Source organism: Cellulomonas wangsupingiae, assembly GCF_024508275.1.
Classification (GTDB): Bacteria; Actinomycetota; Actinomycetes; order Actinomycetales; family Cellulomonadaceae; genus Cellulomonas; species Cellulomonas wangsupingiae.
Window position 1 is genome coordinate 247,861 of the sequence record NZ_CP101989.1, and the last position, 22,064, is coordinate 269,924.

At 74.2% G+C, this 22,064-nt stretch carries 20 protein-coding genes and 1 riboswitch; of the genes, 16 read left to right on the forward strand and 4 right to left on the reverse strand.

What is annotated here, in order from left to right:
- Positions 1-126: 126 nt before the first annotated feature.
- From NP075_RS01095 to mnhG, 6 genes are read left to right on the forward strand one after another with little or no spacing between them, the layout of a single operon-like run.
- On the forward strand, positions 127-3,273 hold the full coding sequence (locus NP075_RS01095; RefSeq protein WP_227564652.1) for a Na+/H+ antiporter subunit A: 3,147 nt from the start codon (positions 127-129) through the stop codon (positions 3,271-3,273).
- Positions 3,274-3,284: 11 nt separating this feature from the next.
- Positions 3,285-3,812, forward strand: coding sequence for a Na(+)/H(+) antiporter subunit C (locus tag NP075_RS01100; RefSeq protein ID WP_227564801.1), 528 nt, complete (start codon positions 3,285-3,287; stop codon positions 3,810-3,812).
- Positions 3,809-5,404, forward strand: a complete 1,596-nt coding sequence (locus NP075_RS01105) for a Na+/H+ antiporter subunit D (protein WP_227564653.1) — start codon at positions 3,809-3,811, stop codon at positions 5,402-5,404. The genes NP075_RS01100 and NP075_RS01105 overlap by 4 nt, the downstream gene beginning before the upstream one ends.
- On the forward strand, positions 5,401-5,976 hold the full coding sequence (locus NP075_RS01110) for a Na+/H+ antiporter subunit E (RefSeq protein ID WP_227564654.1): 576 nt from the start codon (positions 5,401-5,403) through the stop codon (positions 5,974-5,976). The genes NP075_RS01105 and NP075_RS01110 overlap by 4 nt, the downstream gene beginning before the upstream one ends.
- Positions 5,973-6,512, forward strand: a complete 540-nt coding sequence (locus NP075_RS01115) for an MrpF/PhaF family protein (protein ID WP_227564655.1) — start codon at positions 5,973-5,975, stop codon at positions 6,510-6,512. Before NP075_RS01110 ends, NP075_RS01115 begins: the two co-directional genes overlap by 4 nt.
- Positions 6,509-6,916, forward strand: a complete 408-nt coding sequence (gene mnhG, locus NP075_RS01120; protein ID WP_227564656.1) for a monovalent cation/H(+) antiporter subunit G — start codon at positions 6,509-6,511, stop codon at positions 6,914-6,916. Before NP075_RS01115 ends, mnhG begins: the two co-directional genes overlap by 4 nt.
- A gap of 48 nt (positions 6,917-6,964) precedes the next feature.
- Here the strand turns inward: mnhG and NP075_RS01125 are convergent, their stop codons facing one another.
- Complete coding sequence (locus NP075_RS01125; RefSeq protein WP_227564657.1) at positions 6,965-7,240, reverse strand: DUF4235 domain-containing protein; 276 nt, start codon at positions 7,238-7,240, stop codon at positions 6,965-6,967.
- A 102-nt stretch (positions 7,241-7,342) separates the two neighbouring features.
- A riboswitch (TPP riboswitch) is annotated at positions 7,343-7,449 on the forward strand.
- Positions 7,450-7,523: 74 nt separating this feature from the next.
- Between NP075_RS01125 and NP075_RS01130 the strand changes: the two genes are divergently transcribed.
- The 4 genes from NP075_RS01130 (at position 7,524) to NP075_RS01145 (ending at position 12,268) form a co-directional block, all read left to right on the forward strand.
- Complete coding sequence (locus NP075_RS01130; RefSeq protein WP_227564658.1) at positions 7,524-8,618, forward strand: thiamine ABC transporter substrate-binding protein; 1,095 nt, start codon at positions 7,524-7,526, stop codon at positions 8,616-8,618.
- 3 nt (positions 8,619-8,621) lie between these two features.
- A complete protein-coding gene (locus tag NP075_RS01135) occupies positions 8,622-10,382 on the forward strand; it encodes an ABC transporter permease (protein ID WP_372456718.1) in 1,761 nt (586 codons plus the stop codon).
- The gene (locus NP075_RS01140) at positions 10,379-11,437 is read left to right on the forward strand and encodes an ABC transporter ATP-binding protein (RefSeq protein ID WP_227564659.1); all 1,059 of its coding nucleotides are present in this window, start codon (positions 10,379-10,381) and stop codon (positions 11,435-11,437) included. Before NP075_RS01135 ends, NP075_RS01140 begins: the two co-directional genes overlap by 4 nt.
- A gap of 78 nt (positions 11,438-11,515) precedes the next feature.
- Entirely contained in the window at positions 11,516-12,268 is a 753-nt protein-coding gene (locus tag NP075_RS01145; protein ID WP_227564660.1) for an SRPBCC family protein, read from the forward strand.
- 236 nt (positions 12,269-12,504) lie between these two features.
- Here the strand turns inward: NP075_RS01145 and NP075_RS01150 are convergent, their stop codons facing one another.
- A complete protein-coding gene (locus NP075_RS01150; protein WP_227564661.1) occupies positions 12,505-13,293 on the reverse strand; it encodes a PASTA domain-containing protein in 789 nt (262 codons plus the stop codon).
- A gap of 291 nt (positions 13,294-13,584) precedes the next feature.
- A complete protein-coding gene (locus tag NP075_RS01155; protein ID WP_227564662.1) occupies positions 13,585-15,690 on the reverse strand; it encodes a thioredoxin domain-containing protein in 2,106 nt (701 codons plus the stop codon).
- A gap of 155 nt (positions 15,691-15,845) precedes the next feature.
- On the opposite strand from NP075_RS01155, the gene NP075_RS01160 reads away from it, so the two are divergent.
- The 4 genes from NP075_RS01160 (at position 15,846) to NP075_RS01175 (ending at position 18,931) form a co-directional block, all read left to right on the forward strand.
- Positions 15,846-16,370: a histidine kinase gene (locus tag NP075_RS01160; RefSeq protein ID WP_227564663.1), complete on the forward strand. Its 525-nt coding sequence runs from the start codon at positions 15,846-15,848 to the stop codon at positions 16,368-16,370.
- 74 nt (positions 16,371-16,444) lie between these two features.
- A complete protein-coding gene (locus tag NP075_RS01165) occupies positions 16,445-17,287 on the forward strand; it encodes a DUF4097 family beta strand repeat-containing protein (RefSeq protein WP_227564664.1) in 843 nt (280 codons plus the stop codon).
- A gap of 49 nt (positions 17,288-17,336) precedes the next feature.
- Positions 17,337-18,107 (forward strand): ABC transporter ATP-binding protein, encoded by a 771-nt coding sequence (locus NP075_RS01170; RefSeq protein WP_227564665.1) that lies wholly within the window; start codon positions 17,337-17,339, stop codon positions 18,105-18,107.
- Complete coding sequence (locus tag NP075_RS01175) at positions 18,104-18,931, forward strand: ABC transporter permease (protein WP_227564666.1); 828 nt, start codon at positions 18,104-18,106, stop codon at positions 18,929-18,931. The genes NP075_RS01170 and NP075_RS01175 overlap by 4 nt, the downstream gene beginning before the upstream one ends.
- Positions 18,932-18,975: 44 nt before the next feature.
- Here the strand turns inward: NP075_RS01175 and NP075_RS01180 are convergent, their stop codons facing one another.
- Positions 18,976-20,076 (reverse strand): GNAT family N-acetyltransferase, encoded by a 1,101-nt coding sequence (locus NP075_RS01180; RefSeq protein ID WP_227564667.1) that lies wholly within the window; start codon positions 20,074-20,076, stop codon positions 18,976-18,978.
- Positions 20,077-20,147: 71 nt separating this feature from the next.
- On the opposite strand from NP075_RS01180, the gene NP075_RS01185 reads away from it, so the two are divergent.
- Positions 20,148-20,813: a hypothetical protein gene (locus NP075_RS01185; protein WP_227564668.1), complete on the forward strand. Its 666-nt coding sequence runs from the start codon at positions 20,148-20,150 to the stop codon at positions 20,811-20,813.
- A gap of 20 nt (positions 20,814-20,833) precedes the next feature.
- Complete coding sequence (locus NP075_RS01190; RefSeq protein ID WP_227564669.1) at positions 20,834-22,063, forward strand: Nramp family divalent metal transporter; 1,230 nt, start codon at positions 20,834-20,836, stop codon at positions 22,061-22,063.
- The last annotated feature ends 1 nt before the right edge of the window (position 22,064 follow it).

A 22,064-nucleotide genomic window follows, 5' to 3' on the forward strand; every position in this document is an offset into this window, starting at 1 on the left:
AGCCAGGGGCGTGACCGTCCCGCGCAGGTGGGGTCGGACAGCGTTCCCCGGTCGTCGTCGTCGACGGCCGGTCACATCGACAAGACCCCGACCGACCACCCGCCCCCCACACGGACGGAGCCGGACGTGCTGCTGCTGCTGACGGTCCACCTCGCAGCTGCCCTCGTCGCGCCCGTGCTCTTCCGCTGGTGGGGGCGACGTGCGTTTTGGGCGCTCGCGCTGCCCCCCGCGTCGGCCGCGGCGTGGGCGCTGTCGTGGACAGGCGAGGTGCAGGCGGGTCGGGGGCCGGCGCAGAGCGTCGAGTGGATCCCCGCGCTCGGGCTCGAGCTGAGCTTCCGGCTGGACACCCTGTCGTGGCTGATGACCCTGGTCGTCGGCGGCGTCGGTGCGCTGGTCCTCGTGTACTGCGCGGCGTACTTCTCGCCGACGGCGTCCGGGCTCGGCCGCTTCGGCGGCGTGTTCACCGCGTTCGCGGGCTCCATGCTCGGTCTGGTCACGGCCGACGACATGCTCCTGATGTTCGTGTTCTGGGAGCTGACGACGGTCACGTCGTACCTGCTAATCGGGCACTACGCCGACCGCAAGGCGAGCCGTCGCGCCGCCATGCAGGCGATCATCGTGACGACCGCGGGCGGTCTGGCGATGCTCGTCGGCGTCGTCATCCTCGGGCACGCGGCGGGCAGCTACTCGATGTCCGCGCTGATGGCGGACCCGCCCGCGGCGTCGGGCGTCGTGGTGGCCGCCGTGGTGTGCCTGCTCGCCGGGGCGGCCACCAAGTCCGCGCTGATCCCGTTCCACTTCTGGCTGCCGGCCGCCATGGCCGCGCCGACGCCCGTCAGCGCGTACCTGCACGCCGCCGCGATGGTGAAGGCCGGCGTGTACCTGGTCGCCCGCTTCGCTCCCGCGTACGCCGACCTGCCCGTGTGGCGCTGGACCATCGTCGTGCTCGGCTGCGGGACGCTCGTGCTCGGCGGGTACCGCGCGCTGCGGCAGCACGACCTCAAGCTCATCCTGGCGTTCGGCACCGTCAGCCAGCTCGGCCTGATCATCCTGCTCGTCGGCCTCGGCACGCAGGCCACCGCCCTGGCGGGCCTGGCCATGCTCGGCGCGCACGCGATGTTCAAGGCGGCCCTGTTCCTCGTCGTCGGCACCGTCGACGTCGCGTGCGGCACGCGTGACCTGCGACGCCTGTCGGGCGTCGGCCGGCGCCTGCCGTGGACCGCGGCCGCCGGTGGGCTCGCGGTCGCGTCGATGATCGGCCTGCCGCCGTTCGCCGGGTACGTCGCGAAGGAGGCGGGGCTCGAGGGCGTCGCCCACCTCGAGGACGGTGCCGTCGGGTGGATCGTGCTCGCCGCCGTCGTCGTGGGCTCCGCGCTGACCGTCGCGTACGGCCTGCGGCTGTGGTGGGGGGCGTTCGCCACCAAGGGCGCGCTGGTGCCGCAGTCCAAGACCCAGGACTCCGAGGGCGTGGCGACGACGACGTCGCTGGCGGCCGGCGGCGACGAGTCGGTCGAGCCTGCGCCGGTGACGCGCCCGTCGTTCCTGCTGACGGCGCCCGCGCTCGTGCTGTCGTTCCTCGGGCTGGCGGTGGCGGTGCTGCCGCAGCTCGGTGAGCACCTGCTGTCGCCGTACGCGGCGACGTACCCGACCGGTGAGCCCGGGCACCTGCTGCTGTGGGGCGGGTTCGGGCTGGTGCTGTGGCTGACGGTCGGCATCCTGGGTGTCGGCGGGCTGCTGTTCCTCGCCCGTGACAAGGTCGAGCGCTGGCAGGCGCGCGCGCCGCACGTCTTCGAGGCGGACCTGACGTACCGCCGGTTCATGCGCAAGCTCGACGACCTGGCGGCCGACGTCACGGCCGTCACGCAGCGCGGCTCGCTGCCCCTGTACCTCGGCATGATCCTCGTGGCGTGGGTCGCGGCCGTCGGCGGCGCCCTGCTGACGGGCACGAGCCTGCCGCGCGAGGTCCGCCCGTGGGACTACGCCGCGCAGACCGTCTTCGCCGCGGTGACGATCGTCGCGTCGATCCTCGTGGCCCGGGCGCGACGGCGCCTCAAGGCCGTGATCCTCGCCGGCATCAGCGGCTACGCGATCGCCGGCATGTTCCTGCTGTACGGCGCGCCGGACCTGGCGGTCACGCAGGTGCTGGTGGAGACGGTCACGCTCGTGGTCTTCGTCCTCGTGCTGCGCCGCCTGCCCCCGTACTTCTCCGACCGGCCGCTGGCGACGTCCCGCTGGGTGCGCCTGGCCGTCGCGCTGGCCGTCGGCCTCGTGGTGGCGGGCGTCGCGCTCGTCGCGCCGTCGGCCCGCGTGCACGCCCCGGTCTCCGCGGACTTCGCGACGGAGGCCTACGAGTTCGGGGGCGGGAAGAACATCGTCAACGTGACCCTCGTCGACATCCGCGCGTGGGACACGATGGGCGAGATCTCGGTGCTGCTCGTGGCGGCGACGGGTGTCGCGTCGCTGGTCTTCCTCTCGGCCCGCGGCGGACGCATCTTCCGGGAGCGGGAGGCACCCGCCGACCGCGCCGTCTGGGGCGGCAGCCCGGACCCGATGGCGCGGCTGCGTCGTCCGCAGGTGGACGCCGGCGCCACGGACGGTGACGAGCCGGACGTCCCCACGGACGGGCGTCGGCCCGCACCGGTGACCCCCGCCGGCGGCACCGCGCGGCCCGGGTCACGCGCGCGGGAGTGGCTGCGCGCCGGGCGCACCGTCGCGCCGCAGCGACGCTCGGTGATCTTCGAGGTCGTCGTGCGGCTGCTGTTCCACACGATGATCGTGTACTCCGCGTTCCTCCTGTTCAGCGGGCACAACCAGCCCGGCGGCGGCTTCGCGGCGGGGCTCGTCACGGGCATCGCGCTGGCCGTGCGCTACCTCGCCGGCGGCCGCTACGAGCTGGGGGAGGCGGCACCCGTGCAGCCCGGTGTGCTGCTGGGCACCGGCCTGTTCCTCTCGGCCGGTGCCGGGATGGCGGCGCTGCTCGTCGGCGGCAACGTGCTGGAGTCCTGGATCCTGGAGTTCCAGCTGCCGATCTGGGGTGACGTCAAGCTCGTGACGAGCCTGTTCTTCGACGTCGGGGTCTACCTCGTCGTCGTGGGGCTGGTGCTGGACATCCTGCGGAGCCTCGGCGCGGAGATCGACCGTCGCGCCGAGTCCGGCGAGGACGACGTGCCGGACTCCGCGGTCAGCGGTGACGACACCGCCGTGCTCGCGCGCGGCATGTCCTCCACGGGGCACGCGCCCGGCGGGCCGCGCGACGAGGGGGTGGCACCGTGACCGACGTCGTCATGAGCCCCAACATCGTGTTCGTCGTGACGATCGCGGTGCTGTTCACCGTCGGGGTCTACCTGGTGCTCGAGCGCAGCCTGACGCGCATCCTGCTGGGGATCATCCTGCTCGGGAACGGCACGAACCTGCTGATCCTCGTCGCGGGGGGTGCCGCGGGCGCGCCACCGCTCATCGGGGTCGCGTCCGACCGGCCGATGAGCGACCCGCTGCCGCAGGCGCTCATCCTCACCGCCATCGTCATCACGCTCGGCCTGACCGCGTTCCTGCTGGCCATGGCGTACCGGTCGTGGCAGCTGCACCGCCACGACGAGGTGCAGGACGACGTCGAGGACCGGCGCATCGCGCGTCTCGCGGCACGCGACGAGCGCGCCTTCGAGGACGACGACACCGAGTCCGACGGCGAGTCGCTCGACGAGGAGGCCGCCACCGCCCGCGACGAGATGGACGAGGGCGAGGCGCTCGACGCCGCGCCGTCCGAACGGCCGCCACCGCACACCGACCACCGGCACGGGGAGGAGGGACGATGACCGACTGGGGCTGGCTCGTCCCCCTGCCCGTGGTGCTGCCGCTGTCCGCCGCCGGGCTGGCGCTCGCGCTGTACCGCCGGCCGCGCCTGCAGCGCATCGTCACGCTCGTGACGCTGACGCTCGTCGCGATCGTGTCGGGAGCGCTGCTCGTGCTGGCCGACGCGGGGCCGGTCGTCGTGGAGGTCGGCGACTGGGCCGCGCCCGTCGGCATCAACCTGGTCGCGGACCGCCTGTCGGCGCTGATGCTCACGGTGTCGTCCGTGGTGATCCTGTGCGTCCTGGTGTACTCCCTGGCGCAGGACCGGGAGGACGGCGAGCGGTTCGCGCCCATCTCGATCTTCCACCCGACGTACCTCGTGCTGTCCGCGGGCGTCGCGAACGCGTTCCTGTCGGGCGACCTGTTCAACATCTACGTCGGCTTCGAGATCCTGCTCGCCGCGTCGTACGTGCTCATCACGCTGTCGGGGACGACCGAGCGCATCCGCGCGGGCACGATCTACGTCGTCGTGGCGATCCTGTCGTCCGTGCTGTTCCTCGTGGCGATCGCCGCGGTGTACGCCGCGGTCGGCACGGTGAACCTCGCGCAGCTCGCGATCCGGCTCCCGGAGATCGACCCCGGCGTGCGGCTGGTGCTGCAGGCGATGCTGCTCATGGCGTTCGGCATCAAGGCCGCGGTGTTCCCCCTGTCGGCGTGGCTGCCGGACTCCTACCCGACGGCGCCCGCGCCGGTCACCGCGGTGTTCGCCGGCCTGCTCACCAAGGTGGGCGTGTACGCGATCATCCGCACGCAGACGCTGCTGTTCCCCGGCGGCCGGCTCGACGACATCCTCATGTGGGTGGCGCTGGCGACGATGGTCGTGGGGATCCTCGGCGCGGTCGCGCAGGACGACGTCAAACGTCTGCTGTCGTTCACGCTCGTCAGCCACATCGGGTACATGGTGTTCGGTGTCGCCCTGGGCAGCGTGCACGGGTGGACGGCCGCGATCTACTACGTCGCGCACCACATCACCGTGCAGACGGCGCTGTTCCTGGTCGTGGGGCTCGTCGAACGGTTCGGCGGGACGACGTCGCTCGACCGGCTCGGTGGCCTGGCGAAGATGACGCCGGTGCTGGCGGTGCTGTTCTTCGTGCCCGCGATGAACCTCGGCGGCATCCCGCCGCTGTCCGGGTTCCTCGGCAAGGTGGGGCTCCTGGAGGCGGGCGTCGAGCTCGGCACCCCGACGGGGTACGCCCTGGTCGTGGGATCCGTCGTGACGTCGCTGCTGACGCTGTACGCGCTGATCAAGGCGTGGAACAAGGCGTTCTGGCAGAGCCCGCCGGAGCCGCTGCCGGCCAACCACGTGCCCGCGCACATGGTCGTGCCGACCGCGGCGCTCGTGGTGTTCAGCCTGGCGCTCACCGTGTTCGCCGGCCCGTTGTACGCGTACACGGGCCGCGCGGCGCAGTCGCTCGCCGACCGCCTGCCGTACATCGAGGCCGTCCTGCCCGACGGGCAGCGCGGCGAGGGCGAGTCGCAGCGCGCCGCGGACGAGGGCGCCGACGACCCGGACGGGGCCGAGGCCGAGGACACGCGCATCGGGGGTGACGGATGAGCCTGCACCCGCGCCGGGCCGCCTGGCGCTTCCAGTGGGCGACGATCGCCTGGCTCACCGTCGTGTGGGTGCTGCTGTGGGGCGACGTGACCTGGGGGAACGTCGTCAACGGCGTCCTGCTGGGCCTGCTGGTGACCCTGGGCCTGCGCATGACGCCCGTCGACTTCCACGGCCGCGTGCACCCCGGCGCGCTGGCCGTGCTCCTGGGCCGGTTCGTGTACGACCTGGTCCGGGCGTCGTTCGAGGTCAGCATCGTGGCGCTGCGGCCGCGGTACACGCCGCGCGGCGCCGTGATCTGCGTGCAGCTGCGCAGCCACTCCGACATCTACCTGACGATGACGGCCGAGCTCGTCTCGCTCGTGCCCGGCTCGATCATCGTCGAGGCGCACCGGCTGACCGGCCGGCTGTACGTGCACGTGCTGGACGTCGAGACGAGCGGCGGCATCGAGAAGGCGCGGCAGAACGTCCTCGACCAGGAGGCGCGGGTGCTGCGGGCGCTCGCGTCCGACGACGAGCTGGAGGCGGCCGGCCTGGGACGCGGCCTGCGCGCGGTGCAGGGGGTGGCGGGATGAGCCCGTTCGACGTCGTCGTGGTGGCGTGCAGCGTGCTGCTCACCCTGGGCGCGGTGCTCGCGATCGTGCGTGCCGAGAAGGGCCCGTCGATGCTCGACCGCACGATCGCGCTCGACATCGTCGTGACGACGATGATCGCCGGCATCGCGCTGTACGCGGCGTACTTCCGCCGTGCGGACGTCGTGCCGCTGCTCGTCGTGCTCTCGCTCGTGGGCTTCGTCGGGTCGGTGACCGTCGCACGGTTCGCGGCCGTCGAGCCCGAGGGCGAGGGACGCGTGCGTACGCGCGAGGAGGTCGCGGCCGAGGAGGCCGAGAAGCGCCGCCTCGAGCAGGAGGAGGAGGAGTCGCGCCGCCGGCGGCGGCACGCGGCGGAGAGCGAGGCGCTCGCCGCCGCGGACGGTGCCGGGGCGGCCGGGCCCGTGCCCGAGCCGCCGGCCGGGACCGACGAGCCCACGCCGCACGGCTCCCGCGCGACCGTCGAGCCGGAGCCCGACGACGAGCACCACGGCGGCCCGGCCGACGAGGAGACGCGATGACGCAGGAGTTCTGGACCACCCTCGCGGACGCCGCCTCGATCGTCTGCCTGCTGGGGGGCGCGTTCTTCGCGTTCGCCGCGGGCGTCGGCGCGCTGCGCTTCCCGGACCTGCTGGCGCGCATGCACGCCGCGACGAAGCCGCAGGTCCTCGGCCTCATCCTCGTGCTCGTCGGCCTGGCGCTGCGGCTGCGGGAGGGCGGCGCGGTGTGGGCGCTCGTGCTCGTCGCGATCTTCCAGATGCTGACCGCGCCGGTCGCGGCGCACATGGTCGGCCGGGCCGGCTTCCGCACCGGCAAGGTCCGCAACGACCTGCTGGTGGTCGACGAGCTGTCCCGCGACCTGGACGCGACGCGCCCCGGGGAGACGCTCCCGGACGGGACGCGCTCGGACCCGTCCGCCCGCTGACGGGCCGGCCCCGGCGCCGCTGCGCCGGGGCCCGTCCGTGTGCGGGGACTAGCTGCTGCGGGCCGCGCGCCCGGCGAGCTTCGCGGCCCCCCGGGTCGCGAGCACGCGGGACAGCGAGACGGCCGCGCCGGTGATCGCGGCGGCGGTGGCGACCTCGCTGAACTTCACGTCCTCGGCCATGGAGTCGGCGGCGGGCGGCTTGTGCCCCCGGGTCTTCTCCCACACCTTGTCGATGACCTTGTTGACCGCCCACACGGCCGCGAGCGCGACACCCGCGCCCACGATCTTCGCGACCATCGACTGCTTGTTGTTCTCGTCCGACATGCGTGTGCCTTTCGTCGTCGCTTCCCCGGACGCTACCCGGCATCGGACGATCGCACAGGTCGGGGATAGGATCGCCGGTGAACGACAGGGGAGCGTCGGACGCCGGGCCCGTGAGGGTGCGGCGCGAGGACGCTGAGAGTGCGGACCACCGCAGACCCTCGAACCTGATCCGGGTGATACCGGCGTAGGGAGTCGGGCATTCTCTCCTCCCGTGGTCGTCGTCCCGCCACCACGGGACGGCGACCACGGGACCCCTCCGACGACGACGGAGGACGACCGCTTCATGACCACCCCCCGCACCACCCCACCCCTGCGCCGCGGCGCCGTCGCCGTCGCGGCCGGCTGCTCGCTCGTCGCCCTGACCGCCTGCTCCGCGATCGGCGGTGCGAACGCCGACGACGAGGCGAGCGCCGCCGGCACCGTGACGCTCGTGACGCACGAGTCGTTCGGGCTGTCCGAAGGGCTGCTCGAGCAGTTCGAGGACGAGACCGGGCTGAGCGTCGAGATCGTGCAGCAGGCCGACGCGGGCGCGCTGGTCAACCAGCTCGTCCTGACCAAGGACGCGCCCCTGGGTGACCTCGTGTACGGCATCGACAACGCGTTCGCGTCGCGCGCGCTCGACGAGGGCGTCGTCGTGCCCGCCGACGTCACGGCGCCCGCGGGCGCCGACGCCGCGGCCCACGCGGTGCCCGGCGACGACGACGGCGCGCTGACCGCGATCGATTTCGGCGACGTGTGCCTCAACATCGACACCGCCTGGTTCGCGGCGCAGGGCGTGCCCGAGCCGACGACCCTGGACTCCCTGCTCGACCCGGCGTACCGGGACCTGCTCGTCGTGCCCGACCCCGTGACGTCGTCGCCCGGCCTGGCGTTCCTGCTCGCGACCGTCGGCGCGTACGGCGAGGACGGCTGGGTCGACTACTGGGCGGGCCTGCGCGACAACGGGCTGCAGGTCGCCGACGGCTGGTCCGAGGCGTACTACACGGACTTCACGGCGGGCGGCGGCGACGGGCCGCGACCGGTCGTGCTGTCGTACGCCTCGTCCCCGCCGTTCACGGTGCCCGAGGGCGGCGACGAGCCCACCACGTGCGCGCTGCTCGACACGTGCTTCCGCCAGGTCGAGTACGCGGGCGTGCTGGCCGGGGCCGCGAACCCCGAGGGTGCCGCGCAGCTCCTGGACTTCCTGCTGTCCGACGAGGTGCAGGCCGACATCCCCGTGTCGATGTACATGTACCCCGTGAGCTCGTCGGTCGACCTGCCGGACGAGTGGGCCCGGTGGGCGCCGCTGTCCGACGCGCCCTACTCGGTCGCCCCGGGCGACATCACCGAGCACCGCGAGCAGTGGCTGACCACCTGGTCCGACACGGTGATCGGCTGACGCGTGCCCACTCCCGCGCAGGCCATCGCCGACCGTCCCGCACCCGGGGCGGTCGGCGGTGCGCCCGTCGGCGGGCGCGGGTCGCCGGGGCGTCGGGGGTCGGCGGCGTGGCCCCGGCGCCTCGGGTGGACCGTGGCCGTCGCCGTGCCGGTGCTGTTCCTCACCGTGTTCTTCGTGTGGCCGGTCGCCGAGATCGTCGGGCGGGGGTTCGTCCTCGACGGGCGGTTGGACCTCTCCGGGTTCGGCGAGGTGTTCGCGCGGCCGCGCACGTGGCGCGTCGTCGGGCAGACGCTCGCGCAGGCGACCGTCGGGACGCTCGGCGCGCTGGTGCTGGGCCTGCCCGGTGCGTACCTGCTGCACCGTTGCCGGTTCCGCGGGCGCGGAGCGCTGCGCGCGTTCGTCACGGTGCCGTTCGTGCTGCCCACCGTCGTGGTCGGCGTGGCGTTCCGCTCGCTGCTCGTCGACGGCGGCCTGCTGGGCGGCCTGGGCCTCGACGGCACGTTCACCGCGATCGTGCTCGCGCTCGTGTTCTTCAACTACGCGGTGGTCGTGCGGACCGTCGGGGGCATGTGGGAGCGGCTGGACCCGCGCGCCGAGCAGGCCGCCCGCGCACTGGGTGCCTCGCAGTGGCGCGTGCTGCGGACCGTCACGCTGCCCGCGCTCGGGCCCGCGATCGCGTCGGCCGCGTCGCTGGTCTTCCTGTTCTGCGCCACCGCGTTCGGCACCGTGCTCGTGCTCGGCGGGCGGCGCTTCGGCACGGTCGAGACCGAGATCTGGATCCAGACCACGCAGTTCCTCGACCTGCGGGCCGCCGCCGTGCTGTCGGTCGTGCAGCTCGTCGTCGTCGTCGGGGCGCTGGCCGTCGCCGGGCGCGCGCGGGCCCGCACCGAGCGCGCGCTGCCGCTCGGCGGCCCCGAGGCCGCGCACCCGGTGCGCCTGCGCGACCCGCTGGACGCCGTGGCGGTCGCCGTCACGGCCGTCACCGTCCTGGGGCTGCTCGCCGCGCCGCTGGTCAACCTCGTCGTCCGCTCGCTGCGCACGCCCGACGGCTGGGGGCTGGGCAACTACGCCGCGCTCGCGGTGCCGCAGGACACGCTCGCGGTCTCGGCGTGGCAGGCGGCCGGGACGTCGGTGCGCACGGCCGTCGACGCGACGCTCCTCGCGCTGCTCGTCGGAGGGCTGGTCGCGCTCGTCGTGTCGCGCCGGCCGCGCCGGAACTCCGCCCGGCGCGCCGTCGCCGGGCTCGACGCGCTGTTCATGCTGCCGCTCGGGGTGTCCGCCGTGACCGTCGGGTTCGGGTTCCTCGTGTCGATGGACGCACCGCTGGGGCTGCCGATCGACCTGCGGACCTCGGGCGTGCTGGTCGCCGTGGCGCAGGCCGTCGTCGCCGTGCCGCTCGTCGTGCGGACCGTGCTGCCCGTGCTGCGCGCGATCGAACCACGCCAGCGCGAGGTCGCCGCGACGCTCGGCGCCGCGCCCGGGCGCGTGCTGCGGACCGTCGACCTCGCCGTCGCGCTGCGGGCGCTGGGGCTCGCGCTCGGCTTCGCGTTCGCGGCGTCGCTGGGGGAGTTCGGCGCCACGTCGTTCCTCGCGCGGCCGCAGGACCCGACGTTGCCCGTCGTGATCTTCCGGCTGCTGGGACGTCCCGGTGCCGAGAACTACGGCGCCGCGCTCGCGGCGTCGGTGCTGCTGGCCGCGCTGACCGCGGCCGTCGTGGCCGTGTGCGAGCGGCTGCGCCGCCCGGGGATCGGAGGTGCTTGGTGAGCGACGGGCTGCAGGTGCTCGACGTCGTCGTGCGGTACGCGGGCGCCCCGGCGCCGGCCGTCGACGGCGTCGACCTGACCGTGCCGACGGGCGAGGTCGTCGCGCTGCTCGGGCCGTCCGGGTGCGGCAAGTCCTCGCTGCTGCGCGCGGTCGCCGGGCTCGAGCCGCTCGCCGGCGGCGACGTCGCGTGGGACGGGGTGTCCGTCGCCGGGGTGCCCGTGCACCGGCGCGGCTTCGGCCTGCTGTTCCAGGACGGGCAGCTGTTCGCGCACCGCGACGTCGCCGGCAACGTCGCGTACGGGATGCCGACGCTCGTGCGCCGGGACCGGGCCGCACGGGACGCGCGCGTCGCCGAGCTGCTCGACCTCGTCGGCCTGCCCGGCACGCAGCGCCGCGACGTCGCGACGCTGTCCGGCGGCGAGCGCCAGCGCGTCGCGCTCGCCCGCGCGCTGGCCCCGCGCCCGCGGCTGCTGCTGCTCGACGAGCCGCTGTCCGCGCTCGACCGCGCGCTGCGCGAACGTCTCGCGCTCGACCTGCGCGAGGTGCTGACCGCCACCGGCACGACAGCGCTGTTCGTCACGCACGACCAGGACGAGGCGTTCGCCGTCGCGGACCGCGTCGCCGTCATGGACGCCGGCCGGCTGCTGCAGGTCGCGGCCCCCGCTGCGCTGTGGGCCCGGCCCGCGTCGCGGCGGGTCGCGCAGTTCCTCGGGTACGAGGCGTTCGTCGACGTGCCGTCGCCGGGTGCCGACGCCCCCGCGGCCGTCCGCGCGCTCGTCGACGCCGCCCGTGCCGCCGGGGTCGCGCTGCTGCCCGCCGGGGGCCTGCTCGCGCTGGCCGCGGGCGCGTTCGTCGTCGCGCCCGGCGCGGCCGACGGCGTCGTCGTCGGGACGGTGCGCGTCCTGCGCTCACGCCGCGGACGCACCGAGGTCGTCGTCGACGTCGACGGGGTCGGCCGCGTCAGCGCGCTGGCCCCCGCGGGCTGGACGTGCGCGCCCGGGGCCGACGTGGCCCTGCACGCCGATGCCGCTGCGGTCGCGGGGCTGCCGGGCTAACGTCAGACCACCGGGTGCGACGTCGTGGTCCGTCGGCCGGCAGAGAGCTGCACCCACCGACACAGCGAGGTGAACGGTATGCCCCTCCAGCTCCGTGAGATCGTCTCCGTCGACATTCCTGCCCCCGTCGCCACGGTCTGGGAGCACCTGCGCGACCCGCAGCTGATCCGGCGGTGGTTCGGTTGGGACTACGACGGGCTCGACGCCGAGATCCGCGAGATCTTCGTCGACGACGTGCACGAGGAGAGCCACGAGGCCGACGGGACGCAGACGCGCACCCTGGTCTGGCGCAACCACGACCGGCTCGTGGTCACGTCGCGGGAGGACGAGCCGGAGCGCACCCACGTGGCCGTCCTGCGGCCGGGCGACGGCGGCCTGCCGACGTTCGAAGCGGCCTTCGACGAGCTGGACGAGGGCTGGACCCAGTTCGTCCAGCAGCTCGCGTTCGCGCTGCGGGTCCACCCAGGGGAGGACCGGGTGTCGCTGCAGGCGCACGGGCTGGACGCCGGCGACCGGCGCGAGCCGCTGCTGTTCCGTGCGGGCCTGCACGGCGTGCGCGGCCTGCCCGTGGGTGCGCACGTCGAGGGGACGCGCCCGGACGGGTCGCGCGTCGGCGGGACGCTCGTCTACAAGACGCAGCACCAGGTCGGGATCCACCTGCACGGCATCGCCGAGTCGCTGCTCGTGCTCGTCATCCGCCCGGCCGGGGAGCGGCCGCCGCACGGGACGGTCGACGCGACGCTGTCGACGTACGGGCTGGACCAGGATCTGCTCGCCGAGTCGCGGCGGCGGTGGGCCGGGTGGTGGGGGGTGCGGACGTCGGCGGTGTGAGCCAAGGGCGTCGGGCTGCGGTGCCGGGCGGCGTGAAGGGTCACTCACAGGCGAAGCGGTGAGCACGACGTCCTGGGGCGCCGTGGCTGCTTCGTACTCAGGACCGCTACCCGCGGTTCGCGAACCGCTGTGTGTCGCACGTGCCAGCCGAGTGATTGCAGGCACGCCGCGGGAGGTGGGGCGTCGTTATGAACACGGACACAAGTCGAGTTCGGAGATTCTGGGCTAGCGTCGGGTCACTGCTGGGTCCAGAGTCCGCAGGCGGCGGACACCTCCAGACCCTCACCAGCGCGCACATCGATCGTCACTCCAGCCGGCGCGTACCCGATGAAGTCGTTGTCGATGATCTCGCCCCCACCGGTTGTGCGCGACCAGTAGCAGTCTTTGATGTCTGTGCCAGTCGTCTTGTACGTCCCGACCGGGATGTCCGTGCCGACCTCGTACGTGCCAGAGTCGAAGACCTGGCCAGCGTCGACCCTGGTTTGCATGTCGGTGAACATCCCCGAAAACTCCGGGCAGGCTGCGACGAACTCGCCCATTGGGACAAGGGTGACGCTGGACGGTAGGTGCACTTGTCCGCTGGTCACGGCGTTGTACGCCAACTCGGCGGCCGAGAACCGCGGGTCGCCGATCGCTGTCCGGTACGGTCCGCATAACTGAGCCTCGCGCTGCGCCGCGGCCGCCTCAGCGATGAGTGCAGCTGTGGCGGCCTCTCGTTCCGCCTCGGCGGCCTGAGCGGCGGCCCTTTCGTCGGCCGACATCTCCAGAGTCACGAGCACGGCATAGCCCTCGCGCACTCGGGCCCCGGCTGCTGGGTCCTGCACGCTTACCGCCGAGCCTTCCCCCGAGCTGACCACGTCGAACCCAGCGCCCTCGAGAGCCTGCTTGGCGTCGTCGAGGCTCATACCGACCACGTCGGGCACTGCCTTCATGTCCACTGTCGGTGTGGGCGTTGGAGCCGCAGTTGGTGCCTCTCCCGGGCCGCCGCACGCAGTGATCATCGCCAGCAACAAGGTTCCGATCATGAGTGCACCGGTGTGCCGTCGCTGAGTCATGAACTGATGATCTACCGGCCCTCGTAGGCGTGTGCACCAAGTGTGACCGCAACTGCGAATTCACCCACCGGCGTCAGTGCCTGCCCGAACTTCCTGCCCCCACCGCGGGTAGCCCGCTGATGCTCTGCCGTTGATGCATAAGTGCAGCATCCGTGGACGCTCAAGCCCGCGGCGTCCTGGCCCTTCCTGCGATGAACCGCTGGCAGGTCTTGCTCGGGACGCGGTGTGTCACCGTCGCAGCATGGACGGCGGTTCGGCCGCCTACGTGCGGGTATCGACCGGCGCCGCGTCCTGGCGTCCGCCCAGTGACCGCCGCAGCGACTGCGGGTCGGTCTCCGGCAGGTCGCAGACGAACCCGCGGCATACGTACGCGGTCGGCTGCCCCTCGCGCAGCGGACGGTCCCGCAGCAGCGGCACCCGGTGCCCGACGCCGTCGGCCTCCGTGCCGCCGGTCCCCGCGTCGTCACCACCACCCACCGCGACGACCGCGCCCGGGGCGGTGCCGCCGCGCGCCGCGGCTACCAGCGCGTGCGTCGCCGGGTCGTCCGGGCGCCCCACGACCGCCACCTCGCGCGGTCCGTCGAGCACCGCCTCGGCCACGGCCAGCGCCCACCCGGCCGCCCGCGGGTAGCGCCCGGCGACCGCCAGGGGTCGGTCGAGCGCCTGCTCGGCGGCCTCGCGGTGCGCGCTCGACCCGCTGAGGGCGGCGTACGTGAGCAGCGCCCCGGCGGCGGCGGACGGTCCGGACGGCGCCGGCCCGTCGGCGATCTCCTGCGGTCGCTGGAGCTGCGCGAGGACCGCGTCGGTCTCGTCGTCGGCGGTGTCCCAGAACCCGCCCGCGTCGTCGCGGAAGTGGGCGAGCACGGCGCCGAGCAGCGCACCCGCACGCTCGAACCACGCCGGGTCGCCCGTCGCGGAGAACAGCGCGAGGTAGCCCTCGGCGACGTCGGCGTAGTCGGCCAGGACGCCGGGGGAGCGGCCGGCGACGCCGTCGCGTGAGGTGCGCGTCAGGCGGGGTCCCGTCGCGCCCGGGCGGACGTGCAGGGACCACAGCAGCTCGGCCGCGTCCGTCGCGGCCGACACCCACGCGGGCCGGCCGAGCAGCGCTCCGGCGTCGGCGAGCGCGGCGATCGCCAGCCCGTTCCAGGCGGCGACGACCTTGTCGTCCCGGCCCGGCTGGGGGCGGGCGTCGCGCGCCGCGAGCAGCCGGGCGCGGACGTCGTCGTACCGCGCGTGGTCGTCGGGGTCGGCGTGCAGGGTGAGCACCGACGTGCCGTGCTCGAACGTGCCGTCGGCCGTGACGCCGAACAGGTCCGCCGCCCACGCACCGTCCTGCGGCCCGAGGACGTCGGCCAGCTCTTCCGGCGTCCACACGTACGTCTGCCCCTCGACGCCCCGGGTGTCCGCGTCGAGCGAGGCCGCGAACCCGCCCTGCGGCGTGCGCATCTCGCGCAGCAGCCACGCGGCACCGTCCTCGACGACGCGCAGCGCGAGCGCGGACCCGGTCGCGCGCCACCGGTGCGCGTACACGCGCAGCAGCTCGGCGTTGTCGTCGAGCATCTTCTCGAAGTGCGGGACCGTCCACGTCGCGTCGACGGAGTACCGCGCGAAGCCGCCGCCGAGCTGGTCGGCCATGCCGCCGCGGGCCATCGCGTCGAGCGTGCCCTCGGCCATCGCGAGGGCGCGCTCGTCGCCGGTGCGGGCGTAACGGCGCAGGAGCCACTCGAGCACCATCGACGGCGGGAACTTCGGTGCTCCGCCGAACCCGCCGGACCGTGCGTCGTACTGGGCCGCCAGCGCGTCGAGCGCGCGGGCCGTGTCCGCCTCGAGCGACGCCGGGTCGAGCGGGCCGGGCGCGCCGGCCGGGCCCACCGACGCGAGCGCGTCGCGCAGCGCGGAGGCGTTGTGCGCGACGTCGTCGCGCTGCTGCGACCAGGCGTGCGCCATCGCCTGCAGCAGCTGCGGGAACGAGGGCATGCCCCCGACGGGGCGCGGCGGGTAGTAGGTGCCGCAGTAGAACGGCTCGCCGTCCGGGGTCGCGAACACGGTCATGGGCCAGCCGCCCTGGCCGGTCATGGCCTGGGTGGCGGCCATGTACACCGCGTCGACGTCCGGGCGCTCCTCACGGTCGACCTTCACGGCGACGAACGACCGGTTCATGAGCTCCGCGGTCGCCGCGTCTTCGAAGGACTCGTGCGCCATCACGTGGCACCAGTGGCACGCGGCGTACCCGACGGAGATCAGCAGCGGGACGTCGCGGCGGCGCGCCTCCGCGAACGCCTCGTCACCCCACTCGTACCAGTCGACGGGGTTGTCGGCGTGCTGCTGCAGGTAGGGGCTGGTGCTGGCGGCGAGGCGGTTGGCCATCACGGGATCCTTCCGGCGTCGTGGCGGTCCGGCCGCAGCCCACGGTCGCACACGGCCACGGCGCGCGCCCGGCGTCCGCGGCGCACGGGGCCCGCGGCGTCATCGTGGCGCGAGAGGAGGTTGTCATGACACCATCGTGGTGTCATGATGGCGTCATGGATCTCACGCACTACGTCGACGACCTCCAGCAGCGGCTGATCACCGCTGCCGACGCCGGCGGCGAGGACGCCCGGCAGCTCGCGCAGCGCCTGACCGCGCCGCTCGACGCCGCCGTGCGCCTCGTCCTGCTCGACGCGCTGTCCGCCGCGGCCGGGGAGATCTCGGCCGAGCTCGCCCCCGGGTCGGTGGACGTGCGGCTGCGCAGCGGCGACCCCGAGTTCGTCGTCACCACGCCTGCGGCCCGGGCCGACGCACCCCCGGCAGCGGCGCTGCCCGCGCCGCCGGAGCCGCCCGCCCAGCCGGGCGGCGACGCCGACGGCGCCACCACCCGCACCACCCTGCGGCTGCCCGACCACCTCAAGGCCCAGGTCGAGGTCGTCGCCGCCCGCGACGGCGTCTCCGTCAACACCTGGCTCGTCCGGGCTGTCGCGGCCGCGCTGGAGCGCGGCGCCGGCGCCGGCCCCGCGGGCCGTGCCCAGACGCGCGGCAGCACGACCCACCTCACCGGCTGGGTGCGCTGACCACGATCGCGCCCCGCCCACCATCCCGGTCCACCACAAGGCGACACCACCACGACACCATCCCTGGAGCCACCATGCCCACGTTCCCCGTCGCCGGACCCGTGCCGCTCGTCATCGACGTCCCGTTCGGCAACCTGCACGTCGTCGCGAGCGACCGCGAGGACGTCGTGGTGACCGTGCTGCCGGCCGACCCGTCCAAGTCCGGCGCCGTGCGCGCCGCGAACGAGACCCGCGTCGAGCGGGACGGCGACGGCGTCTCGATCGTCTACCCGGGGTCCTGGAAGCAGTACGTCCTGCCGTTCTCCGCCGGCGGTGCGGTCGTCACGATCGAGCTGCCCACCGGGTCGGACCTGCGGGGCAAGGCCGGGACGCTGTTCGCCGAGGGGCGCCTGGGCGCGGTCGACCTGATCCTCAACGGCGGCGAGGCCCGCCTCGAGGAGGCGTCCCGCCTGGACCTGAAGGTCACGGCCGGCAGCGTCGTCGTCGGCCGGATCACGGGTCCGACGCAGATCAAGGCGTCGGCGGGCGCGGTCCGCGTCGCCGAGATCGTCGGCGACGGGACCATCCGCGCGAGCAACGGCCCGACGAGCGTCGGCGCCGTCACCGGCTCGCTCGAGATCGTCGGCGCGCACGCCGAGATCGCCGTGGACCGCGTCCGCGGCGACCTGTGCGTCCGGTCCGCCAACGCCGGGATCCGCGTCGCGCACGTCGAGCAGGGCAGCGTGCGGCTCACCACGGCGTACGGCGGCATCGAGGTCGGCGTCCCCAAGGGGACGGCGGCCTGGCTCGACCTGACCACCGAGCACGGCACCGTGCGCAACCAGCTCACCCCCACCGAGGGCCCCGTCGCCGACGAGTTCACCGCCGAGATCCGTGCGAGCAGCGGCTACGGCGACGTCCTGGTCCGGCGTCCCTGACCCGACCGACCGACCGACCGACCGACCGACCGACCGACAGGAGCACACCATGACCAGCGACCTCGCCGTCGACGTGCGCGGACTGCGCAAGTCCTTCGGTGACCTGACCGTGCTCGACGGCGTCGACCTCGCCGTCCCGACGGGTACCGTCACCGCACTGCTCGGCCCCAACGGCGCCGGCAAGACCACGGTCGTCGGCATCCTGTCGACGCTGCTGCGTCTCGACGCCGGCACCGCGCGCGTCGCGGGGTACGACGTCGTCACGCAGGGGGCCGCAGTGCGCGCCTCGATCGGCGTCACCGGGCAGGTGTCCGCCGTGGACGACCTGCTCAACGGCCGCGAGAACCTGCAGCTCATGGCCTCCCTGCACCATCTGGGCCGCCGCGCGGGACGCGAGCGCACCGACGCGCTGCTGGCGCAGTTCGGTCTCACGGACGCCGCGGGCAAGCCTGTCTCGACGTGGTCGGGCGGCATGCGCCGCAAGCTCGACCTCGCGATGACGCTCGTCGGCACGCCGTCGGTCGTGTTCCTCGACGAGCCGACCACGGGCCTCGACCCGCGCAGCCGCCGCACGCTGTGGGACGAGGTGCGCGCCCTCGTCGCGGCCGGCACGACGATCCTGCTCACGACGCAGTACCTCGAGGAGGCCGACCGGCTCGCGGACCGCATCGCGGTGCTCGACGGCGGCCGCATCGTCGCCGGGGGCACACCGGCCGACCTCAAGGCTGCCCACGGCACGGGCTCGCTGGACGACGTCTTCCTGCGTCTGACCGAGCCCACCACCGACACGGACACGACCACGAAGGAGGTGGCCTCATGACCACCGTCGCGCTGCCCGCTCCCACCGCCGGCGCCCGTCCGCTGGCCGACACCATGATCATGGTCCGTCGCAGCCTGCTGCGGGCCGTGCGCTACCCGGGCCTGACCGCGTTCCTCGTCCTGGGGCCCCTCGTCGCGCTGCTGCTCTTCGTCTACGTCTTCGGCGGGGCGTTCGGCGCCGGTGTCGCCCCCGGCGTCGCGCCCGGGGCGGAGGCGCGGTCGGCGTACCTGGAGTACATCGCGCCGACGCTGCTGATCCTCACCATCGTCGGAGGTGCGCAGTCGGTGGCGATCAGCGCCGCGATGGACGCGTCCAGCGGCATCATGGCGCGGTTCAAGACGATGGCGATCTCGTCGGGGTCCGTGCTGTCCGGGCAGGTCGTCGGGTTCGTCCTGCAGGCCCTCGCGGCGGCCGTCCTGGTGCTCGCCGCCGCGCTGGCGATCGGCTACCGGCCGGGCGCGGACCCGCTGGACTGGCTCGCGCTGCTCGGCCTGTTCCTGCTGCTGGGGATCGCGCTGAACTGGCTGTGCGTCGGCATGGGGCTGAACGCCAAGAGCGTCGAGACGGCCAGCAACACCCCGATGCTGCTCATGCTCCTGCCGTTCCTGGGCAGCGGGTTCGTGCCCGTCGAGACCATGCCGGCCGGGGTGCGGTGGTTCGCCGAGTACCAGCCCTTCACGCCGATCATCGAGACGGCCCGCTCGCTGCTGGCGGGCGCCGCGCTGGAGACCACGACGACGGCCCTGGCCTTCGGCTGGTGCGTCGTGATCGGCGTCGCCGGGTACGTCTGGTCGCGGGTGCTGTACCGCCGCGAGCGGAACTGACGCCGGACGGCCCGCGACGCCGGTGCGTCGCGGGCCGAGGCGTGTCAGGCGGGCTCCACCCGCCGCTGCCACACCCCGCAGCCGCCCGCCGGACGGAAGCCCAGCGCGACGTTGATCGCGAGCATCCAGCGGTTCTCCTCGGCGTTCCACGTGCTGATGCGCCGCACCGCGGGGCGGCGCTCGGCCAGCTCCTGCAGCTGCACCGCCTTGACCAGCATGCCGAGGCGGTGGCCCCGGTGCTCGCGCAGGACGAGGGTGTCCTCCTGCCAGACGAACTCGTCGGTGTGCGGGGGGAACATGAGCTGCGAGTACGCCACCAGCCGGCCCGACGGCACGTGCTCCACCACGGTCGTCAGCAGCTGCTCGTCCCGGTCGAGGCTCTCGGCGTCGTCGTCGCGCACGCGCTGCGCGTCCCACGCCTCCTCCTCGACGTCGAGGCCGGCGGTCGGCTCGTCGGTGCTCATGCGCGTGTGCAGCTCGGCCATCTGGTCGAGCCAGCGGTCGGGGGTCGCGTCGGTCCAGGTGACGGTCCGGTAGTCGCGGCCCGCCGCGGTCGCGGCCGCCTCCCGGTGCGCCGCCAGCGCGTCGGCGTCGAGCGGGAGGGTCAGCCGCGAGTGGCGGGCCACCTGCTCGAGCTGCCACCCGTGGGCGAGGGCGAAGCGGACCGACGGGTCGTCGCGTGACACCCGGCCCTCGCCGGTGGGCGCGGACATCGTCGCGTCCCCGGGTGCCGGCTCGCTCGCCTGCTCGGTCTCGGTCATCAGGTGCGTGCGGCCGGCGCCCTGCGCGACCGCGAGCGCGGCGGCCAGCAGCGACGTGCCGATGCCCTGGCCGCGGTGGGCGGGGCGCACGCCCAGGTCGAGCCAGCCGGTGTGGGTGTTGTCCCGCAGGGGCAGGTCCAGCCGGGCGAAGCCGAGGACGTGCTCGGGGTGGGCGTCGTCGACGGCGAGCAGCCGAAGGCGCCGGGAGACGTCCTGGTGCTGCAGGAGCGACAGCGTCCGGCGCGGTGTCACCGCGAAGTCGTCGCTGCCCCAGGCGGCGCGCGTCACCTCGTTCTGGGCGTCGACGAGCGCGTGCAGGAGCCGCCCGTCCGCGCTCTGCGGGGACGTCGGCACACGGAGCTGCTGGACGGACCACGTCGTCATGGCGCCCACGATCCCCGCACCGCGACGCCGCGTCGACGTCAATTGCGCGTGCCGGGCCCTAGCCTGCGGGCATGCCGTGGTGGGAGGTCGTGGGCTGGGCCGGGTCGCTGCTCGTCGTGCTGTCGCTCGTGCAGGCGCGCGTGTGGCGCTTCCGGGTGATGAACCTGGTGGGCGCGGTGCTCGCGACCGCGTACAACGCGGTGTTCGGCATCTGGGCGTTCGCCGCGATGAACGGGGTGATCGCGGTCATCGACGTGTACTGGCTGTGGCGGCTGCGCCGCGAGCGGTCCGACGCGCAGGTGTACGCCGTGGTCGAGGTCGCGCCCGACGACGCCTACCTGCGGCACGTGCTCGACGTCCACGCGCAGGACGTCGCGCGGCACCGCACGGTCCCGGCGGCCGGCCCGGCCGCGGGTGCCGCAGCAGGAGCCGACGAGCTCGCGTTCCTCGTGGTCCGCGGCGACGAGACGGTCGGGGTGGTGCTCGTGCGCGACACCGGTGGCGGCACCGGCGTGGTGCTGCTCGACTGGGTGACACCGCGGTTCCGGGACTTCACGCCCGGCGAGTTCGTGTACCGGCACTCCCGGGTGTTCGCGGACCGCGGGCTGCGACGGCTGGTGGTGCCGGCCGCCCCGCCGGGGGGCGACGCGTACCTGGCGCGCGTGGGGTTCCGCCGCGTGGGTGACGGTGCGTGGGAGAGGCCGGTCGTCGCGCCGGAGGCGGCGACTTCCGGGTAGTCGACATGTAGAGTTCGGCCGTGCGAACTTCCGTCGAGCGGGCGACCGGCACACCCCGCGTCCCGGTGCTGCTCGGCCCCGCGTTCGTCGCGGCCATCGCCTACGTCGACCCCGGCAACGTCGCCGCCAACCTCACGGCCGGCGCGCGGTACGGGTACCTGCTGCTGTGGGTGCTCGTCGCGGCGAACGTCATGGCCGTCCTCGTGCAGTACCAGTCCGCCAAGCTCGGGCTGGTCACGGGCCAGTCGCTGCCCGGTGTGCTGGGCGACCGGCTGCGCCGCGGCCCCCGCCTGGCGTTCTGGGCGCAGGCCGAGATCGTGGCGGCGGCCACCGACGTCGCGGAGGTGGTCGGCGGTGCCATCGCGCTGCACCTGCTGTTCGGCGTCCCGCTCCCGGTCGGAGGGCTGATCGTCGGCGTCGCGTCCATGGCCCTGCTCGTGACGCAGGACCGGTACGGCCAGCGACGCTTCGAGGGCGTGGTCGTCGCGCTGCTCGCCGTCATCACCGTCGGCTTCCTCGTGGGCCTGCTCGTCTCGCCCCCCGACGCGGGCGGCGTGCTCGGTGGCCTGGTGCCCCGGTTCGCGGGCGCCGACTCGGTGCTGCTCGCCGCGAGCATGCTCGGCGCCACGGTCATGCCGCACGCCATCTACGTGCACTCCGCCCTGGTGCGCGACCGGCACGGCCGTGCGCCCGAGGGGTCCGGCCGGCGCCTGCTGCTGCGGGCCACGCGCTGGGACGTGGGCGTCGCGCTCGTCGTCGCGGGGGCCGTGAACATCGGCCTGCTGCTGCTCGCCGCCGCAGGGCTGCAGGGCACCGAGGGCACCGACACCATCGAGGGGGCGCACGCCGCGATCGTCTCCGCCCTCGGTCCCGCGGTCGGTCTCGCGTTCGCCGTCGGCCTGCTCGCGTCGGGTCTGGCGTCGACGTCCGTCGGCGCCTACGCCGGCGCGACGATCATGGAGGGCCTCCTGCACCGGCGGGTGCCCCTGCTGCTGCGCCGCGTCGTGACGCTGATCCCCGCGATCGTGCTGCTCGCCGTGGGCGCCGACCCCACGTGGACGCTCGTGCTGAGCCAGGTCGTGCTCAGCTTCGGCATCCCGTTCGCGCTGGTCCCGCTGGTCGTCCTCGGCCGCGACCGCGAGCTCATGGGTGCCGACCGCAACGGGCCCTGGCTGCACGCGGTGCTGTGCGTCGTGGTCGGGCTGGTCGTGGTCCTCAACCTCGCGCTGCTGGTGCTGCTCGTCGTCTGAC

Coding starts and splice junctions, on each gene's coding strand:
- NP075_RS01100 (WP_227564801.1), top strand. CDS start 3,285: ATGAGCCCCAACATCGTGTTCGTCGTGACGATCGCGGTGCTGTTCACC.
- NP075_RS01105 (WP_227564653.1), top strand. CDS start 3,809: ATGACCGACTGGGGCTGGCTCGTCCCCCTGCCCGTGGTGCTGCCGCTG.
- NP075_RS01110 (WP_227564654.1), top strand. CDS start 5,401: ATGAGCCTGCACCCGCGCCGGGCCGCCTGGCGCTTCCAGTGGGCGACG.
- NP075_RS01115 (WP_227564655.1), top strand. CDS start 5,973: ATGAGCCCGTTCGACGTCGTCGTGGTGGCGTGCAGCGTGCTGCTCACC.
- mnhG (WP_227564656.1), top strand. CDS start 6,509: ATGACGCAGGAGTTCTGGACCACCCTCGCGGACGCCGCCTCGATCGTC.
- NP075_RS01125 (WP_227564657.1), bottom strand. CDS start 7,240: ATGTCGGACGAGAACAACAAGCAGTCGATGGTCGCGAAGATCGTGGGC.
- NP075_RS01130 (WP_227564658.1), top strand. CDS start 7,524: ATGACCACCCCCCGCACCACCCCACCCCTGCGCCGCGGCGCCGTCGCC.
- NP075_RS01145 (WP_227564660.1), top strand. CDS start 11,516: ATGCCCCTCCAGCTCCGTGAGATCGTCTCCGTCGACATTCCTGCCCCC.
- NP075_RS01150 (WP_227564661.1), bottom strand. CDS start 13,293: ATGATCGGAACCTTGTTGCTGGCGATGATCACTGCGTGCGGCGGCCCG.
- NP075_RS01155 (WP_227564662.1), bottom strand. CDS start 15,690: ATGGCCAACCGCCTCGCCGCCAGCACCAGCCCCTACCTGCAGCAGCAC.
- NP075_RS01160 (WP_227564663.1), top strand. CDS start 15,846: ATGGATCTCACGCACTACGTCGACGACCTCCAGCAGCGGCTGATCACC.
- NP075_RS01165 (WP_227564664.1), top strand. CDS start 16,445: ATGCCCACGTTCCCCGTCGCCGGACCCGTGCCGCTCGTCATCGACGTC.
- NP075_RS01170 (WP_227564665.1), top strand. CDS start 17,337: ATGACCAGCGACCTCGCCGTCGACGTGCGCGGACTGCGCAAGTCCTTC.
- NP075_RS01175 (WP_227564666.1), top strand. CDS start 18,104: ATGACCACCGTCGCGCTGCCCGCTCCCACCGCCGGCGCCCGTCCGCTG.
- NP075_RS01180 (WP_227564667.1), bottom strand. CDS start 20,076: ATGACGACGTGGTCCGTCCAGCAGCTCCGTGTGCCGACGTCCCCGCAG.
- NP075_RS01185 (WP_227564668.1), top strand. CDS start 20,148: ATGCCGTGGTGGGAGGTCGTGGGCTGGGCCGGGTCGCTGCTCGTCGTG.